The organism is Streptomyces sp. NPDC052107, from assembly GCF_040680215.1.
Lineage (GTDB): Bacteria > Actinomycetota > Actinomycetes > Streptomycetales > Streptomycetaceae > Streptomyces.
On record NZ_JBFAWG010000110.1, the window covers coordinates 1 to 17243 of the forward strand.

At 71.0% G+C, this 17243-nt stretch carries 16 protein-coding genes and 3 pseudogenes; 11 read left to right on the top strand and 8 right to left on the bottom strand.

What is annotated here, in order from left to right:
* Positions 1-153, top strand: a 153-nt coding sequence (locus AB0M27_RS41980) for an ATP-binding protein (RefSeq protein ID WP_365730544.1), incomplete at its 5' end; no start/stop codon positions are given.
* Positions 154-343: 190 nt separating this feature from the next.
* Here the strand turns inward: AB0M27_RS41980 and AB0M27_RS41985 are convergent.
* Positions 344-559, bottom strand: a complete 216-nt coding sequence (locus AB0M27_RS41985; protein ID WP_365730508.1) for a LysR substrate-binding domain-containing protein — start codon at positions 557-559, stop codon at positions 344-346.
* Positions 556-879, bottom strand: coding sequence for a LysR substrate-binding domain-containing protein (locus tag AB0M27_RS41990; protein ID WP_365730511.1), 324 nt, complete (start codon positions 877-879; stop codon positions 556-558). Before AB0M27_RS41990 ends, AB0M27_RS41985 begins: the two co-directional genes overlap by 4 nt.
* A 571-nt stretch (positions 880-1450) precedes the next feature.
* Between AB0M27_RS41990 and AB0M27_RS41995 the strand changes: the two genes are divergently transcribed.
* From AB0M27_RS41995 to AB0M27_RS42010, 4 genes and pseudogenes are all read left to right on the top strand, one after another.
* Positions 1451-1879 (top strand): organic hydroperoxide resistance protein, encoded by a 429-nt coding sequence (locus tag AB0M27_RS41995; protein ID WP_365730513.1) that lies wholly within the window; start codon positions 1451-1453, stop codon positions 1877-1879.
* A 117-nt stretch (positions 1880-1996) separates the two neighbouring features.
* The gene (locus AB0M27_RS42000; RefSeq protein WP_365730519.1) at positions 1997-2194 is read left to right on the top strand and encodes a hypothetical protein; all 198 of its coding nucleotides are present in this window, start codon (positions 1997-1999) and stop codon (positions 2192-2194) included.
* Between the two features lie 320 nt (positions 2195-2514).
* On the top strand, positions 2515-2961 hold the full coding sequence (locus AB0M27_RS42005) for a VOC family protein (protein WP_365730547.1): 447 nt from the start codon (positions 2515-2517) through the stop codon (positions 2959-2961).
* A 100-nt stretch (positions 2962-3061) separates the two neighbouring features.
* A pseudogene (locus AB0M27_RS42010) lies at positions 3062-3662 on the top strand (FAD-dependent oxidoreductase); the annotation flags it as partial.
* A gap of 297 nt (positions 3663-3959) precedes the next feature.
* Here the strand turns inward: AB0M27_RS42010 and AB0M27_RS42015 are convergent.
* The gene (locus AB0M27_RS42015) at positions 3960-4523 is read right to left on the bottom strand and encodes a hypothetical protein (RefSeq protein ID WP_365730521.1); all 564 of its coding nucleotides are present in this window, start codon (positions 4521-4523) and stop codon (positions 3960-3962) included.
* Between the two features lie 467 nt (positions 4524-4990).
* On the opposite strand from AB0M27_RS42015, the pseudogene AB0M27_RS42020 reads away from it, so the two are divergent.
* Together AB0M27_RS42020 and AB0M27_RS42025 are read left to right on the top strand one after the other, a co-directional pair.
* A pseudogene (locus tag AB0M27_RS42020) lies at positions 4991-5239 on the top strand (cupin domain-containing protein); the annotation flags it as partial.
* A 179-nt stretch (positions 5240-5418) separates the two neighbouring features.
* A complete protein-coding gene (locus AB0M27_RS42025) occupies positions 5419-5772 on the top strand; it encodes a helix-turn-helix domain-containing protein (protein WP_365730523.1) in 354 nt (117 codons plus the stop codon).
* Here the strand turns inward: AB0M27_RS42025 and AB0M27_RS42030 are convergent.
* From AB0M27_RS42030 to AB0M27_RS42050, 5 genes and pseudogenes are all read right to left on the bottom strand, one after another.
* Entirely contained in the window at positions 5759-6322 is a 564-nt protein-coding gene (locus AB0M27_RS42030; protein ID WP_365730525.1) for a CGNR zinc finger domain-containing protein, read from the bottom strand. The two genes, AB0M27_RS42025 and AB0M27_RS42030, sit on opposite strands and share 14 nt — an antisense overlap.
* Positions 6323-6469: 147 nt before the next feature.
* Entirely contained in the window at positions 6470-8134 is a 1665-nt protein-coding gene (locus AB0M27_RS42035; RefSeq protein ID WP_365730527.1) for an ATP-binding cassette domain-containing protein, read from the bottom strand.
* A gap of 79 nt (positions 8135-8213) precedes the next feature.
* Positions 8214-9846, bottom strand: a pseudogene (locus tag AB0M27_RS42040) (ABC-F family ATP-binding cassette domain-containing protein).
* Positions 9847-10161: 315 nt separating this feature from the next.
* Positions 10162-11055 (bottom strand): 3-hydroxyacyl-CoA dehydrogenase, encoded by an 894-nt coding sequence (locus AB0M27_RS42045; protein ID WP_365730529.1) that lies wholly within the window; start codon positions 11053-11055, stop codon positions 10162-10164.
* Entirely contained in the window at positions 11052-12041 is a 990-nt protein-coding gene (locus AB0M27_RS42050; RefSeq protein ID WP_365730531.1) for a 3-hydroxyacyl-CoA dehydrogenase NAD-binding domain-containing protein, read from the bottom strand. Before AB0M27_RS42050 ends, AB0M27_RS42045 begins: the two co-directional genes overlap by 4 nt.
* 442 nt (positions 12042-12483) lie before the next feature.
* On the opposite strand from AB0M27_RS42050, the gene AB0M27_RS42055 reads away from it, so the two are divergent.
* From AB0M27_RS42055 to mdlC, 4 genes are all read left to right on the top strand, one after another.
* Positions 12484-13767 carry an acyl-CoA dehydrogenase family protein gene (locus AB0M27_RS42055; RefSeq protein WP_365730533.1) on the top strand — a complete coding sequence of 428 codons (1284 nt, stop codon included), beginning with the start codon at positions 12484-12486 and terminating at the stop codon, positions 13765-13767.
* Between the two features lie 83 nt (positions 13768-13850).
* Positions 13851-15068 carry a CoA transferase gene (locus tag AB0M27_RS42060; RefSeq protein WP_365730535.1) on the top strand — a complete coding sequence of 406 codons (1218 nt, stop codon included), beginning with the start codon at positions 13851-13853 and terminating at the stop codon, positions 15066-15068.
* 21 nt (positions 15069-15089) lie between these two features.
* A complete protein-coding gene (locus AB0M27_RS42065) occupies positions 15090-15869 on the top strand; it encodes a crotonase/enoyl-CoA hydratase family protein (RefSeq protein WP_365730540.1) in 780 nt (259 codons plus the stop codon).
* 35 nt (positions 15870-15904) lie between these two features.
* Positions 15905-17243 (top strand): benzoylformate decarboxylase (gene mdlC / locus AB0M27_RS42070; protein ID WP_365730542.1); only part of this gene is annotated, 1339 nt, incomplete at its 3' end.

Sequence of the window (17243 nt, forward strand, 5' to 3'; positions counted from 1 at the left end):
ACGGCACCACACCTCCGGCACGCCCGCACCACCGACGAAGGGGGACGCGGACTGTTCATCGTCGCGCAGCTGGCCCAAACCTGGGGAGCCCGCTATTCGGCCGACGGCAAGACCATCTGGACCGAGCAGGCACTGGAAGGGGCACCTCGCTGACCTGAGTGCGAGTGACCGTCCATGCCCTGCGGCAGGCTGCCCGTCTGCGGGATGCGTCGCTCAACCAAAGCCCAGACTAGGGAGCCACCGGAGGCGCGCCCGTCCTGCCACAATGGTTACGGAGCAATTGACATCGACGCCGGGCACCCTGACACGGCGGCACGACGAGATGGACGCGTTCTGTCGGGCCCTACGTGCGGGCCGGCCGTTCGCCGGCGACCGCCCGGCGGGCCACCGCTACCAGTTCCGCCGCCGGGCCCACCGGACGCCGCCCGGTCGGCCAGACCGCGCGCAGATCGCGCGTGAGGTCGACGCCCGCGACGTCGACGCCGATCAGCCGGCCCTCGGCGATGTCCCCGCGGACGGCCAGCTCACTCAGGACGGACGGGCCAGCGCCGGCGATCACCGCGCCGCGCATCGCGGCCGTCGAGCCGAGCTCCACCAGGGGCGGACGCGTTCACAGCCGGCCAGGTGCAGGGCGCGGTCCAGGGTCTGGCGCGTGCCGGAACCGCTCTCCCGCAGCACCAGCGGCGCACGGGGCAGCTCCCGCGCCGACACCGGCTCCCGTCGCCGCGCCCATGGGTGAGCGGGGTCGACCACGACGACGAGCCGATCCTCGGCCACCTGCCGCGTGGACATCACTCGGGACAGGCGCGGTCCCTCGATGAACCCGATGTCGGCCTCGCCCGACTCGACCAGTTCGGGCACGTGCTCGCTGTTGGTCACCTGCAGCCCGTGGCGACCAGGTTGTGGCCGGCCGCCAGGACCGACTCGGCGAGGGTGCGGCCCAGTGTGTCCTTCGTTCGTCTCTGGTGGTAAATGCGCTGACGTTTCTCATCCTGTCGTCGTGTCCGGCGGGGGGCGTCCGTCGTTTGACTGCCGATCATGCCCGCGCCGACCCGGCGCTGGAGCCCGTGCGCGTAAGTCGTCGGAGGCCTGCGTCACCCACCGTGAGGGGGGCGCGAGTAGGGCGGCGGTGTCGCTTGGGCATCGCCATGTGTCGTGTGGCCGGGCAGCCCGGCTTCCGACGGCCCCAACGGCCGTCACTGTACGGCGTTTTCCTCATACGTCGGCCCTGGCGCCACTCACACATGCGGCGGTAGTCCAGGATCACGTGCCGGCAGCGGGGGTGTTGGGTCCGTACGTCTCAGGCTTCCGCGGAGAGACTGTAGTCACCGCCTTGACTGGTGACGCAAGAGGCTGTCATGATTACGTCACCGCCTCAACCGGTGATGTGAAAGTGTCCTGGTCAGGAGGTGTGCCGAAGGCCAATCGACCCAGATGGGGAGCACCAGTCATGGCAGTCAGCTACACCGCCGTCGTCGACGTCGACGGAGAGGGCCGCAACGGCGGCCACGTTCGCTCCTCCGACGGCCTGCTGGAGACCAGCCTCGCTCTCCCGAAGGAGCTGGGTGGCGCCGGCACCGCGACCAACCCCGAGCAGCTCCTCGCCGCGGGCTGGGCCGCCTGCTTTCTCGGTGCCCTCCGCCGCGCCGCCACCCTGCGCAAGATCCGGCTGACCAGCACCACCATCACGGCCGACATCACCCTCACCCACGGCGACGACGGGGAGTTCTCCCTCTCCGCGGTCCTCGCCCCGGTCCTCGGCGGCGTGGACCAGGCCACCGCCGAGGAACTCGCGCACGCCGCACACCAGATCTGCCCGTACTCCAAGGCGACGCGCGACAACATCCCCGTCACGATCAACGCCAGCGCCGCCGCCTGACGCGTCCCTCCCTCGACCGCGGGTCCCGTGCCCCCTCCACGCCCCTCCCGCACGGGCCCCGCCCCCTCAGCCACGTCCACATCACCGACCGGAGAGCGAGAGCAGGACATGGCCTCGATGACGCGCACACATGTATGGCACGCCGAGCAACGTCGTTGCGTCCCCGGCCGTGCCGCCACCGTCTCCGGCGAGCGTCCGCCCCGGGACGCGGCACACTCCGAGGAGCGCGTACGGCCCGCCGACACGCAGGTGTGGAACTGGGTGGAGAGCGTGGTGCTGTCAGGGTACGGCCCGTCGGCGTCCAGCTTCCTCTGACGGCGGATCCACGGCGCGGAGATCGCGATGCCGTGTCCGACGGTCGCCGCGCGCCCTTCGGAGCGGTGTTTTCCCAGCCGGCGGGTGCGATGAACACCGCGCACGCACACGTGGTTGAAGGCGGAAGCCGGAACCCCGCCACTCACACGTATCCCAACATCGTCAGGGGCTTGCGACGCCGGTGACGGGTCGCGGCCCGACCGGGACGGACCGTCAGGTGACTGATGCCGGACACGAAGCCCGCCGATCACAGTGAGTACAAGACCGCCGGCACCGCCGGCCCATCCCTCGTACGAACCATCGAAAGCGAGAGCACAGCCATGGACATGAAGCTCGAGGTCGTCATTCTGCCCGTGTCCGACGTGGACCGCGCCAAGGGCTTCTACGTGGAGCAGCTCGGCTGGCGCCTCGACGCCGACTTCCCGATCAACGACGGTTACCGGATCGTGCAGGTGACCCCGCCCGGCTCCGAGTGCTCGATCATCTTCGGGCAGGGCCTCACCGAGCAGGCTGCGGGCACGCTGCACGGCCTGCAGCTGACCGTCACCGACATCGTCAAGGCGCAGGAGGAGCTGGCCTCCCGTGGTGTGCGGGTCTCCGGACCGTTCCGCGACGAGACCGGTGCCTTTCACCACGCCGGTGACGCCCACCGGGTTCCCGGGCTGCACCCCGAGCGGGCCAGCTACGGCACCTTCGCCGCCTTCGCGGACCCCGACGGCAACGAGTGGTTCCTTCAGGAGGTCACCGAGCGCGCCCCCGGCCGCTGAGGCCCGGTCGCGGCGCGGCCGGGCTTCCCACCGCGCCGCGGACCACCACCCCGCAGACCACGACATCCATCCGACCGACATCCGTCCCAGCGGAGGACACATGGCGACCGAGAACATCCGTACCTACGACGTCATCGTGATCGGCGCGGGACCGGTCGGCGAGAACGTCGCGGACCGCATCATCGCCGCGGGCCTGAGCACCCTCATCGTGGAGAGCGAACTGACCGGCGGCGAGTGCTCGTACTGGGCATGCGAACCCGGCAAGGCACTGCTGCGCCCCGCCCTGCTGCGCGCCGACGCCCTGCACGTTCCGGGTTTGGACCCCGCCGTCAAGAACCCACTGGACACCGAGGCCGTCTTGGCGCACCGCGATCGCATGTCCGCCGACTGGCAGGACGACGGCCAGGTCGAGTGGATCAGGTCGGCCGGCATCGACTTCCTGCGCGGCCACGGGGCCCTGGCGGGGGAGCGCGAGGTGTCGGTGGTGACCCCAGAGGTCACACCCTCCGGCTGCGGGCCCGGCACGCCGTCGCGGTGGTACCGGCAGCCGCGTGGCGCTGCCTCTGCTGCCCGGGATCGAGACTTTGCGACCCTGGACCAGTCGGGAGGCGACCAGCGCGCCGCGGCCGCCGCGGCGCCTCGCGATAGCCGGCGCCGGTGTGGTGGGCGTCGAGATGGCCACCGCCTGGCAGGCCCTGGGCCCGCCTTCACCACCATCAGCGAGGTGTGGCTGCGCCTGCTGGAGACGAGGCGGGACTCGGGACCACCGCACGGGACCTCGCGCTCGTCGCCCTGGGGCTGCCGTCCGACCGGTCCATGGAGCGGGGCGACCTCTCCCTCGTCGCCGTACCTGGTCGGTCTCGCGTACTTCGTCCTGGGCGGCGACGAGCACCTCGGTCGTGCCAACGTCTACGGCTCACCGTCCCGCGTGGCGGGCCCGCGTCGCAGTGCACACAGGCGTCCGGCCGGGAACCATCCCCGTAAGGCCAGCGGAGGTGTCAGCCGGCGCCGCCGGCCTTGCCCGGCTTCACGAGGGTGTACATGACGGAACGCTGCTGCTTGTGACGCCGGACGCGTCCCCTGGCGACCAGGGATTCGAGGGTGTTCCGCACCTGGGGCGTCGGCTTGCGGTCCGGGTACTTCTTCCTGAGCTCGTCCCGCAACTCCGCCGCCAGGCGCGGCTCCTTGTGGTTGCCGAGAAGCTCCGCCAAGAGGTCACCGAGCAGAGGAGGGCGTGACTTCCCCTTCGCGCCGGTCTTCGCCGTGCCTCCCGCCGGAGCGGTCCGGGCCGACGCAGGACGCTGCGACGCGGCGTTGGCGGGGGCCCGCTTCGCCCTCGCGCCGACGGGCTCTTCCTGCACCTGTTCGGGCAGACGTGACGGGTCCTCGAAGCCCTCGTACCGCTCGGCGAGTTTCAGGATGTCCGCCAGGAGAGCCTCCTCGTGCTTCAACACCCTGATCCTCTCCGTCAGCTCATGCTGACGGCGGCGGTTCTCCTCCAGGTCCGACACGGCTTGTTCCACGTACGGCGATCGGAGCGTGCCGGCTGACTGGCTGGTCACAACCGTTCACTCCCTCGATATGGATGATTCTGCGCATGGTACCCAGCCGAGGGCCCCGTGCAGATAGGTGTCGACGCCGACGGATCGTCGGGCATGTTCCCTCTTCACGATAGGTGCCCCCGGTAAGTGTGTAGCCGAACCGCGGGTGTTCGTCCGCCTCGCTGTTCGGGATCCGTCACCGGGCGGCGCGCTCCCGGGCGCGGTCGCTGTGGAACATGCCGTGCGGGAGCTGCGGTCCGCTGATCCGTGACGTGAGGTGTGCGGTCACCGGGGCGTCCCCTGTGCACGATGCCGTTGTGGGGCAGAGGGTATGCGCAGTGGCCCTTTGTGTGTTCCGGGGTGTGCGCAGCTGCCGCCGCGGTCAGAGGCTCACTGAAGGACTTCACCGTCTGCAGTACCGGGTGTTGGACCGCGCGCCGCGCCACATCGCGAGGGACGTCCGCGTACAGGTGGTTCCTCGGGTCCTCGTGCGCGGGCAGGATGCCGCTCCCGCCGCTGGGCAGCGTGCCCGCGCTCAGTTCAGCGAGAAGGCCGGGGCTGGCGTGGCCCGTGCGGGCGACGGTGACGAGGTGCACATCCTGGGCGGTCGCTTCTCCTTCGGTGCCCGCGCGCAGGAACGGCTCCTCGACGGGCTCCCGCTCGTCGTCCACCTGCCGCCCGGTACGGGCCGTGCACAGACGGTGCCCTGGGTGCTCGTCGCGATCGACGAGGATCTGCGGCATCGACGGATGCGCGCCGCCCCTGGTCGCGGCGCGCCTCGCGATCGTCCTGCTTCCACGTGCTGCCTTCACCCTGACGAGCGGGGACCGCACCGGTCACGGCCGGCTCGCGGGCCTGGCCGGCCCCTCGGTCGCCACGGCGCCGGCCTGTGTGCACCGGGCCCCGGCACACACCCGTGGATCGTCGCCGAACTCGCGGCGGGCTCGGTGTCCCGGACCGTGCTCGCCGAGCGGTTCAAGAAGACGGTGGGCAGGGGGCCGCACGAGTCCTCACGGCGTGGCGCATCGAACTCGCGGCCAAGCGGTTCCGACAGCCTCGGGACAGCGTCGCCTCCATCGCCGACTCGGTCGGCTACGGCTCGGACAGTGCCCTGAGTACCGCGTTCAAGCGGGTCATGGGTACGTCACCCCGCGAGTTCCGGGAACACGGTCCGCGGTCCGCGCGGGCGACGAACTTGTCCCGGCCCTTATCTTCTCGTCAGGACGTGCTGGACGGGTACGGAAGAGGCAGGCGGCTCAGCGCGCGGTGACGGCGGGTGCGGTCTTCTTACGGGCGCGGTAGGCGGCGGCCTTGATCTTGTTGCCGCAGGACTCCATGCCGCACCACTGCCGCCGCATACCCCGGGAACGGTCGATGTAGACCCGCGTGCACTCCGGGTTGCCGCACTCCTTGAGGAGTGGGACGTCCGGCCCGCTGAGCAGTTCGACCGCCTGCCGGGCGACGGTTGCCAGAGCCTGCCCGGGGGTCGCCTCGGTGTGCCGCCCGCCCATGGTGAGCTGCGGCGTCGCGGGGGTCTTGCGCGCGGCGCCGTTGACCACGGCGAGTGCCTCGCGGTCGAACTCCTCACCGAGCCGGCGGTTGGTCACGAGCCGGTAGAGGGCCTCGCGTACGACGATCGCCTCCCGGACGTCGTCCTCGTCGCCGGGCGTGATCGTGTCCACCAGGCCGGACTCCAGATACCAGGCGTTGAGCCGCTCCGGCGTCACGAACATCTCGAACCGGGTCGAGCGCCGGGCGCGAAGAGTGGCCACGAAGTCCAGGGCCGGGTTCCCGCATACGAAGACATGGTCGAGATTCACATCACCATCTTGACAGGTGACTAGGTTCAGCGCAAGGACCGTCACCGTTCGGGCCAGTGATCTCGCGGGGCGGTGTGCTCGCGCCCGTACGGCACCGTGCGCACTGGGTGCAGGTCAAGACCCGAATCGGCGCCCGGCGGTCGCGGGTCAGGACCGGGAACGGGCCGCCGTCTCCTCCTCCCGCCGCGCGCTCCCCGGCTCCAGCCGGAGTTCGCGGCCCTGCCACCGTCTCCGCAGCCAGCGGTCGTGGCCCGCGACGACGATCGCGCCGGGACCGGGTCCGAGCGCGGCCTCCAGTTCGTCGCACAGGGCGGGGGAAAGATGGTTGGTGGACTCGTCGAGCAGCAGTAGCTGGGGCGGGCGGGCCACCAGCAGGGCCAGCGCGAGCCGCCGGCGCTGCCCCACGGACAGCTGCCCGACCGGTTTGCCCAGGTCGGCCTCGTGCAACAGGCCGAGCGAGATCAGCGGCACCTTCTCCGCCCGCTCGGCACCCAGCGCCAGTTCGTAGGTGTCGCGGACCGTGCGGTCGGGCCGGTCGAACGCGGTGTCCTGGGTGAGCAGTCCGACCGTCAGCCGGCGCCGCCTGCGCACCTCGCCCTCGGCCGGACCGCGTCCGGCGAGCACGGCCAGCAGCGTCGACTTGCCGGCCCCGTTGCCGCCGGTGACCAGCAGACGGTCGATCGCCGTCACCTCCAGACCGCCGAGCTCAAGCCGGCCCGGCACCCGGACGTCCCGCAGCGACACCAGGGGCTGCGGGCCCTCCTGGGCACGCGCGGCCAGATCACCGGCCGCGAACGTGAGCGGCCGGGGCGGCGCGGCGACCTGAGTGCGCTCCAGCTCGTCCAAACGCCGGGTGGCGTTGCGCACCCGGCGGGAGATCTGGTTCTGCACCCGGCCCGCCCGGTGGCCGTAGCCCATCTTCTCGTTGTCGGGCCGCTCCCGGCCGGGCGCGAGGCGGTGCCCGGTCACGCCCGCCGAAGGCCGCAGTTCCTCCAGCTCCTGCTGCTCCTCGGCGTACCGCCGCTCCCAGCGTTCCCGCTCGGCGCGCTTGTCGCCCAGATAGGCGCTGTAGGTGCCGCCGTAGCGGACCGGGCCGTCCACCGCGGGGTCGAGGTCGATCAGGTCGGTGCAGACGGCGTCCAGGAACGCCCGGTCGTGGCTGGCGACGACCACGGTCCCGGGGAGGCTGCGGACCTGCTCCTCCAGGAAGGCGGCGGCGCCGTCGTCGAGGTGGTTGGTCGGCTCGTCCAGCAGCAGCGCCGACGGCCGCCGGACGAGCAGCGCGGCCACCGCCAGCCTGCCGCGCTGCCCGCCGGACAGCGAGCCGAGTGTGCGATCGTGCCCGAGCGGGCCGAGGCCCAGGCCGTCCAGCACCAGGGCGGCACGGCGGTCGGCGTCCCAGGACTGACGGTCCTGGGCCTGCTCCAGCCGCCTGCCGTAGGTGCCGAGGAGTTCCGCATGGCCAGGGTCCCCCTCCGGGACGCGGGCCAGCTCCTCGCCGAGCCGTTCGAGTTCCGCGAGGTCCTGGCGGGCCTCGCACAGCGCCTCGTCGAGCACCGCGGCGATGGTCGTGGCGGCGTCGAAGGGCATCTCCTGGTGCAGGAAGCCGAGGCCGCCGGGGCGGGTGACGCTCCCCGCGTCGGGTTGGTCCACGCCGGCCAGCACCCGCAGCAGAGTGGACTTGCCGACGCCGTTCTCCCCGATCAGGCCGATGCGGTGGCCGGGGGAGGCGGTCAGGGAGATACCGTCGAGGACGCGCCGGCCTCGCAGGACGCGGACGAGGTCATGGGCGAGCAGAGCGGGTTGAGGCACAGGAATCCGTCCCACGTGATCGGTGGTCGGCCCGCCGGGCGCACGGCCTCGGTCGCGGGCTACTTCACACGCCGGCGGCTCACACCGCGGGGGCTCCGGTCTCCAGCGGTTTTCCGTCGGCCAGCCGCAGCCGGCGGTTCACTCCGATCTCGGCGAGGAACCGCTCGTCGTGGCTGACCACCATGAAGGCGCCCTGGTAGGAGGTGAGCGCGCTCTCCAGCTGGCCCGCGCTGACCAGGTCGAGGTTGTTGGTCGGCTCGTCGAGCAGCAGCAGATGCGGGGCCGGCTCGGCGCACAGCACGCAGGCCAGGGTGGCGCGCAGCCGTTCGCCGCCGGACAGGACGCCGACCGGCAGGTGTGCCCGGGCGCCCCGGAAGAGGAAGCGGTCGAGCAGGTCCATCCGCTCCGCCTCGGGCCGCACGGGGGCGAACGCGGCGAAGTTCTCCGCCACGGTGCGGTCCAGATCCAGCAGGTCCAGGCGCTGCGAGAGGTAGGCGATCCGGCCGTCGTTCCGCCTGATCTCCCCACTGTCCGGGGCGAGATCGCCGGTGACCAGCCGCAGCAGGGTGGTCTTGCCGGCGCCGTTGGGCCCGGTCAGCGCGATGCGCTCGGGGCCGCGGACGGTGAGGTCGACCCCGCCGTCGGCGAACACGGGCCGGTCGCCGTGGTGGACCTGCATCCCCTCGCCGATGAACAGGTTGCGTCCGGCGGGCACCTGGGTGTCGGGCAGCTCCAGGGTGAGGCGCTGCTCCTCGCGCAGCGCGCGTCCGGCCTCGTCGAGGCGGGCCTTGGCCTCGCTGACCCTGGCCGCGTGCATCTGCCCGGCCCGGCCGGCGGACTCCTGCGCGCCGCGCTTCATGTTGCCGGCGAAGATGCGGGGGAGACCGGCGTTCTTGAGGTTGCGCGCGGCGTTGCTCTGCCGGCGTTCGGCGCGTTCGCCGGCCTGCTGCGTCTCCCGCTTCTCGCGCTTCAGTTCCTGCTCGGCGTTGCGGACGTTCTTCTCGGTGACCTCCTGCTCGGCGCGCACCGCCTCCTCGTACCCGGTGACCTCCTGCTCGGCGCGCACCGCCTCCTCGTACCCGGTGAAGTTGCCGCCGTAGAAGCGCAGTTCGTCGCTGCCGAGTTCGGCGATGCGTTCCATGCGGTCGAGCAGTGCGCGGTCGTGGCTGACCAGCAGCAGGCAGCCGGTGAAGTCCGCCAGCACGTCGTAGAGCTTGTGCCGCGCCTCCAGGTCGAGGTTGTTGGTGGGCTCGTCGAGCAGCAGCACGTCCGGGCGCTTCAGCAACTGGGCGGCGAGGCCCAGCGAGACCACCTGGCCGCCGCTGAGCGTGCTCAGGCCGCGGTCCAGGGTGAGGTCGGCGAGGCCCAGACGGTCGAGCTGGGCGCGGGTGCGCTCCTCGATGTCCCAGTCGTCGCCGATGGTGGTGAAGTGCTCCTCGCTCACGTCGCCGGACTCGGCGGCGTCCAGTGCGCGGATCACGCCGGCGATGCCGAGCACCTCGGCGACGGTGAGGTCGCCGGTCAGGGGCAGGTTCTGCGGGAGGTAGCCGAGCGTGGCGCCGACGACCACCGAGCCGGATGGCGGGCTTCAGTTCACCGGCGATCAGCTTGAGCAGGGTGCTCTTGCCGGAGCCGTTGGGGGCGACCACGCCCGTACGGCCGCCGGTCACGGCGAAGGACAGGTTCGAGCAGACGATGGCGACGTCGGACATGGAGGTGACCTCGGACGGATTGCGAGCAGTGAAGAGACCTCACACCGTTTTTGTGGTGGTCGGCGCGCTGTGCCCTCGTATACCTGGCAGGTTGTGACGGCCGTCCAGAGGTGTCCAGCCACTCCGCGGCAGGCATGAGACTGCAGGTCAGTCAGTGCCTCACCGCACCAATGCGTCGTGTCCCGGGCAGACCGCAGTCCGGGTCGCTGCTCTGGAACACCGAAGGCCGGGGCCGGCGCCTGCTCCGCCGCCCTCGACATGCCGTTCGTCGCCTGGTCGGGGGCATCTCCGCGGCCGACCAGGCCTGGACCCTCGTCAGCCCGGCAGCACGGCACGGGCGATACCCGTGAGATTGCCCTGCACCATGAGGATCTCCTGCCGGCTCGACCCGTCGAGGCCGGCCGCATACACGGTCCCGGCCAGGTCGGTCACGTACATGTGGCCGCCGCCCGGATCGAGGGCGATGCCGATGCCTTCCATCAGGTGGGTCAGGAGGATCTCGGGCTCCCGCCGCTTCTCCGGCGGGTGCGTCGGCGAGCGGCTCACACTGTTGCCCCTCGGCGGGTCCCCGCGATCCGTCCAGTAGAGCATGTGCTCCGCGAGGTCGAGCTCCAGGTCGATCGGCTCCGGCAGCTCCTCGAACAGCACCTCGATGTCGCCGCGTTCGGCCGCGCTCGCCCCTGCGGGCAGGTCGATCCCCGCCCGCAGGATCTTCCCCAGCCCGGCGTCGCTCGGGCCTTTCTGTGACCAGTAGAGGTGTCCGCCGACCGGGTCGACGGCGACTCCCACGCACCACTTGGTCTCGTCGCGGCGGTCGTCGTCTCCCTGGCCCGTCTGGACGAGGGTCTCGACGTTCGAGCCGTCGAGGTCGCAGCGCATCACGCGCATGCCCTCGCGATCACCCCAGTACAGCTTCCGGTCGGCGGGCTCGAAGTGGAGCTGCTTGGGCGTGTGCGTGACGCCGCTCGGGACGATCGTCGTCCGGTTGCCTCCGTCCAGATCCACGCGCTCGATCGACCCGTCGTTCTCCGGCGGAACGCCCATGTTCGTCCAGTAGATGTGCCCGGCATCCGCGTCGACGGCGACCCCGTCGGGGATCCTGCACCCGCTGACGAGGAACTTCTTGTCGGAGCCGTCGGGATTCACGGAGAACAGTCGGCCGCCGCCGCTCGCCTCGAGGACGAACAGCCTTTCCTGGCGCTGCGTCATGGCCCCTCCCGCGCCTCGGGCTCGGCCGTGGCGTTCGTCGGGCCGGACGCGTCATGCCCGGCCCGCACGGCCAGCAGGGCCGCGAGCATCGCGTCGCGCCGCGCGGCCAGCTCGGCGACGGAGTGGCCGTTGGCCTCCTCGAGGACACCGTCGACGATCGTCTTGGCGAGCTCGGGTGTGAACTCGGGAGTGCCCAGGTCCTGCCAGGACGCCACCATCCGCGGCATGAGAGTCTCCATGAAGTGCTGGATGCCGCCCTCTCCTCCGCCGAGATGCCACAACAAGTGGGGGCCCATGACGCCCCATCGGAGCCCCGGACCCCAGGACACCGCGTCGTCGGAGTCCGCCACGTCGAGCACACCCTCCTGGACCAGGTACACGACCTCGCGGTACAGCGCGGCCTGGATGCGGTTGGCGACGTGCCCGGGGAGTTCCTTCCTGAGGCGAATCGGCTTCTTGCCGATCGAGGCGTAGAACGTCATGACGTCCTGGATCGTCTCGGGAGCGGTCCTCGTCCCGCCGACGACCTCGACCAGCGGGACGATGTGCGGCGGGTTGAAGGGATGACCTATGACGGTCCGCTCCGGACGCCGGCACTCTGCCTGGATGACGCTCATCGTGATGCCCGACGAACTCGACGCGATGATCGCGTCCGGCGGCGAGGCGTCGTCGATGTCGGCGAACAGCTTGACCTTGAGCTCCGGTCGCTCCGGCGCGTTCTCCTGCACCAGATCGGCGTCCGCGACCGCCTGACGCAGGTCCGCGGTGAAGCCCAGACGATCGAGCGAGGCTCCCGCCGCAAGGCCGATCGAGGCAGCCGCGTCCCATGCCGCCTCCACGTACGACCGCAGGGCCGTCTCCGCGGTGGGGGCGGGATCGGTCGCCGTGACGTCGAAGCCGCGGACGAGATAGTGCGTCGCCCAGCTGGCACCGATGGTGCCGGTGCCGACGATCGCCACGCGGTGGACGGGCCTGTGCGCATTCATGGCTGGTCACTGCTCCTGCGGTTGTTGACACGGGCTGTGTGGTGGTGGGGGAGGGGGCGGCCGACGTGACCGGCAGCAGCGGCCGGACCGGACGCGGCGCGCTTCCTGAGGCAAACCCTCGGCCGACAAGAACACCCGCGCATCGGGCTGCGCGCCCAGGATTCGGGCGTTTCCTTGGTGCCGCGGTACAGAGGGCACGTGTTCAGCGCTGTGCGCAGCCGCGTCGGCCGGCGCGCCCCCGGACCGGTCACGCCTGCTGAGCTCCCTGCCGGACACGCTGCCGGCCGGCGTCGGCGCATGGCCCGCCTCGGGGGAAGCAGTTGGTACAAGAACACCAAATGGTCGGGGAATGTGGTGTTCCGCGCCCAGTGGCTGTGCCGCTCCTCCCTCCTAGCGTCAATGGCACCGACGCCGTCGGATCCCCGATCGGAAGGAGCGGCAGATGAAGGCGACTCACGGCACGGCGGCCGGCTCGGGCCAGAGCCTTCTGGGTGGGGTCGGCCCTGCCGGGAACGGGCATGTGGTGGAGCCACCGGTGCTGGGCGGACCCGAGCATTCCGACTACTACCTGCTGGGCGACCTCCTCACGGACGAGCAGCAGGCCCTCCGGCACAAGGTCCGCGACTTCATGGACCAGGAGGTCATCCCGGTCATCAACCCCTACTGGGAGCGCGCGGAGTTCCCCCACGAGCTGGTGCCCAAACTGGCACAGCTGGGCATCGCCGGCTTTCAGCTGCCCGGCTACGGCAGCCCGGGGATGAGCAATGTGACGGCCGGCATCGTGATCCTGGAGCTGGCCCGCGGCGACCTGAGTATCTCCACCTTCATGGGTGTCCACTCGGCCCTGGCCATGGCGTCCATCGGGCTGCTGGGTTCGGAGGAGCAGAAACAGCGCTTCCTGCCGCCGATGGCGCGTATGGAGAAGATCGGCGCCTTCGGTCTGACCGAGCCCGCACACGGCACGGACGTGGTCAAGCTCGAGACCAGCGCGCGCCGGGACGGTGACTCCTACGTGCTCAACGGGCACAAGCGGTGGATCGGCAACGCGACCTTCGCCGACTACGTGATCATCTGGGCCCGCGGCGAGGACGGGCACGTGGGCGGCTACGTGGTGGAAAAGGGCACATCCGGGTACGACGCCCAGGTCATCAAGGGCAAGACGGCTCTGCGGTGCGTCCAGAACGCCCAGATCTCGCTCACCGACGTCCGGGTGCCCGCCGAGAATCGGCTGGCGGGCGGCAGCACCTTCCGGGACACCGAGAAGGTCCTGCTGGCCTCGCGGTTCTGCGTGGCCTGGGAGTCGATCGGCGCGGCCATCGCGGGGTACGAGACCGCCCTGGCGTATGCCAAGCAGCGCAAGCAGTTCGGGATTCCGCTCGCCGCCTTCCAGCTCATCCAGTACCGGCTGGCGCGGATGCTGGCGGACATCACCGACATGGTGTGCATGCAGTACCGGCTGAGCCAGTTGCTGGACGAGGGCAAGTACTCGATGCCGCGCGTGGCTCTGGCCAAGATGCACTACACCGAGCGCGCACGCGCCATCCTGGCCGACGCCCGGGACATGCTGGGCGGCAACGGGATCATCCTCGACTACCACGTCGCCCGGCACCTGTGCGACATCGAGGCGATCGACACGTACGAGGGCACCGACACCGTACAGGCGCTGATCGTCGGCCGGGACATCACGGGATTCAACGCCTTCGTACCGGAGCTTCCGGGCCACTGACCGGCGCACGGCGTGCCGGCGCCCACGGCCGCGGGGGGCGGCCGCCGGCGCGGCGCGGGAGCCATGCCGAGAAAGGATCTGTCATGGCGGACACGCCCCTGCTGGAGGGACTGCACGTCGTCGACCTCGCGAGCTTCATCGCGGGGCCCGCCGCGGCCACCATCCTCGGTGACTTCGGCGCCGACGTCGTCAAGGTGGAACCACCGCGCGTGGGCGACGCTTACCGTTCGCTCAGCCGCATGCCACCCAACCCTCGTGTCGAGGGGGTCAACTATCCCTGGCAGCTCGACAACCGCAACAAGCGCAGCATCGCACTCAACCTGAAGTCGCCCGGCGCCCGAGCCGTCGTCGAGCGGCTGGTGACGTGGGCGGACGTGCTGGTGACCAACTTCCCGCCGCGCACACGGGCCAAGCTGGGACTCGAATACGACGACCTGGCCCCCCTCAACGCCCGGCTCGTCTACGCCGACGTCACCGGCTTCGGCGAGGAGGGTCCGGACGCGCACCTGCCCGGATTCGACGTGACGGCGTACTGGGCACGCAGCGGCCTCATGGACGTGACACGCCAGCGGGACGCACCACCGGCGATCAACGCGTTCGGATCGGGCGACCATCCGACGGCGATCACCCTGTTCGCCGGGATCATGACCGCGCTGTACCGGCGGGAGAGGACCGGCCAGGGCGCACGCGTGACGGCGTCGCTGGTCGCCGAGGGCGCCTGGGCGGCGGGCATGTGGCTGCAGGCCGTGCTGGTCGGAGGCAATGCCCCCCGCCCGGTCGACCGGTCCGATCCGCCGAACGCGCTCGCCAACGCCTATCGCACCGCGGACGACCGCTGGCTGCTGCTGGCCTTCGCCAACGAGGACAAGCAAGTCCCCTTGTTCCTCCAGGCCATCGGCCACCCCGAGGCCGCGCAGAATCCCCGCTACGCCGACACACAGAATCGCCGCGCCCACGCCGCGGAGATCGCCGGCCTGCTGGACAAGACGTTCGCGACCCGTCCGCTGGCCGAGTGGCGTGAGGTGCTCGACTCCGCGGGCCTCACCTACGGAGTCGCCCAGACACTCGATGAATTCGCCCACGACCCCCAGCTCGTGGCCAACCGGATCCTCGTTCCGATCGACGACGGAAACGCCGATCAGCACCTGACGATCGACAGCCCCGTACGGCTCGACCAGGAGCGGAAGGTCCGTCCGCGCCCGGCACCCGACCTGGGCGAACACACCGAGTCCGTGCTTCGGGACCTCGGCTACGACGACGCCGGGATCGAGGACCTGCGCAAGGCCGAGGCGATCGGCTGAGGGAGGAAGGGAACCACCGCCATGACCGTGGCCCACGGCACCCCCACGGTGCGCACCGAAGAACGCGACGGAATATTCGTGATCACCATCGACCGGCAGCAGGCCCGCAACGCCATCGACGGAGCCACCGCCGTGGCCCTGGCGGCCGCCGTCGACCAACTCGACGCCCGTGAGGATCTCATGGTCGGCATCCTCACCGGGGCCGGCGGCGTCTTCAGCGCCGGCATGGACCTCAAGGCCTTCGCGGCCGGAGACAAGCCCATCGTGGCAGGACGGGGCTTCGCGGGCATCACCCGGGCCCGGATCAGGACCCCGCTCATCGCCGCCGTCGAGGGCTACGCGCTGGGCGGCGGCACCGAGATGGCGCTCGCCTGCGACATGATCGTGGCCGCACGGGACGCCACCTTCGGTCAGACCGAGGTCCACTACGGCATCGTGCCGCCCGAGGGGGGCATGGTGCGCCTGCCCGAACGCATCCCGCGCAACATAGCCCTGGAGCTTCTGCTCACCGGCGAGCCGCTGTCCGCCGAGCGCGCCGAGCGACTCGGCCTGGTCAACCACCTCACCGAGCCGGGCCAGGCCCTGCAGCGGGCCCTGGAACTGGCCACCAGCATCGCGCACAACGCGCCCCTGGCCGTGGCAGCCGTCAAGCGTGTCGTCAACGAGCGGCGAGCGTTCAGCGACCATGATGCCTTTGTCGAGCAGGACAGCATCGTCGCGCCGGTCCTGGCCTCCCACGACGCCCAGGAGGGCGCCCACGCCTTCGCGGAGAGGCGCTCACCGCACTGGCAGGGCCGCTGACACCGGCACCGCACCACAAGGAAGGGCGATCGACGATGGGCGACCGCTCCACGGTCCGCGGCGTGACCTACGACCTGCTGCGGGCCCTGAAACTCACCACGGTCTTCGGCAATCCCGGCTCCACCGAGCAGCCCTTCCTGCAGGACTTCCCCGAGGACTTCACCTATGTGCTGGCGCTGCAGGAGGCGTCGGTCATCGCGATGGCCGACACCTTCGCCCAGGTGACCGGCCGCCCGGCACTGGTCAACGTGCACTCCTCGGCCGGGATGGGCAACGCGGTGGGCAACCTGGTGGCGGCCTACCACGCGAACACGCCCCTGATCGTCACCTCCGGCCAACAGCACCGGGAACTGGTGATCGGGGACCCGTACCTCGGCAACCGCGAGGCCACCACCCTCCCGAAGCCGTGGGTGAAATGGTCGTACGAACCGGCCCGCGCCGAAGACGTCCCCGAGGCCTTCATGCGGGCCTACGCGGAGGCGTTGCAGCCGCCGGCGGGCCCGGTCTATCTGTCGGTTCCCATGGACGACTGGAAGCGGCCGCTGTCCGGCTTCACCCGGGTGCGGACGGTCAGTGACCGCGTCGCCCCCGACACCGCGCGGCTGCGCACGTTCGCCGACCGCATCTCCGCCAGCCGCCGTCCGGCGCTGGTCTTCGGGCCGGAGGTCGACCGGGCCGGCGGCTGGGACGCGGCCGTCGCCCTGGCGGAGAAGCTGCGCGCGGCCGTCTACGGCGCCCCGCTGCTGGACCGCGCCTCCTTCCCCGAGGACCACCCTCTGTTCGGCGGCCCGCTGGGCATGTCGGTGAAGACCATCGGCGACCGGCTGACCGGACACGACCTGGTGCTGGTGATCGGCGCCGAGGTGTTCCGCTACTACCCCTACGTGCCGGGCGACTACCTTCCCGAAGGCACCGCACTGCTGCAGATCACCGGCAACCCGGCGGTGGCCGCGGCGGCGCGCGTGGGTGACAGCCTCCTGGGCGACCCGAGGACAGCGATCGAGCTGCTCCTGGACATGGTCCCTGAGGGATCGGCGCGGACCGCTCCGGAACCGATGCCGCGGCCGCATGAGCTGCCGCAGGCGCCGAACAGCCCGCTCACCCCGCCGGAGGTGTATGCGGCCCTGAGCAGGGTCCGGCCGGCCGACGCGGTCATCGTCAACGAGTCGACCTCCACGATGGCGCAGCAGATCGAGTGGCTCCCCACCACCCGGACCGGATCGTTCTTCGCCACGGCCAGCGGAGGCATCGGCTGGGGCACCCCGGCCGCCGTGGGCGTCGCGCTCGGCGACCGCGAGCGGGGTGTGGAACGGCCGGTGGTCGGCCTGATCGGCGACGGTTCCTTCCAGTACTCCGTGCAGGCCGTCTACACGG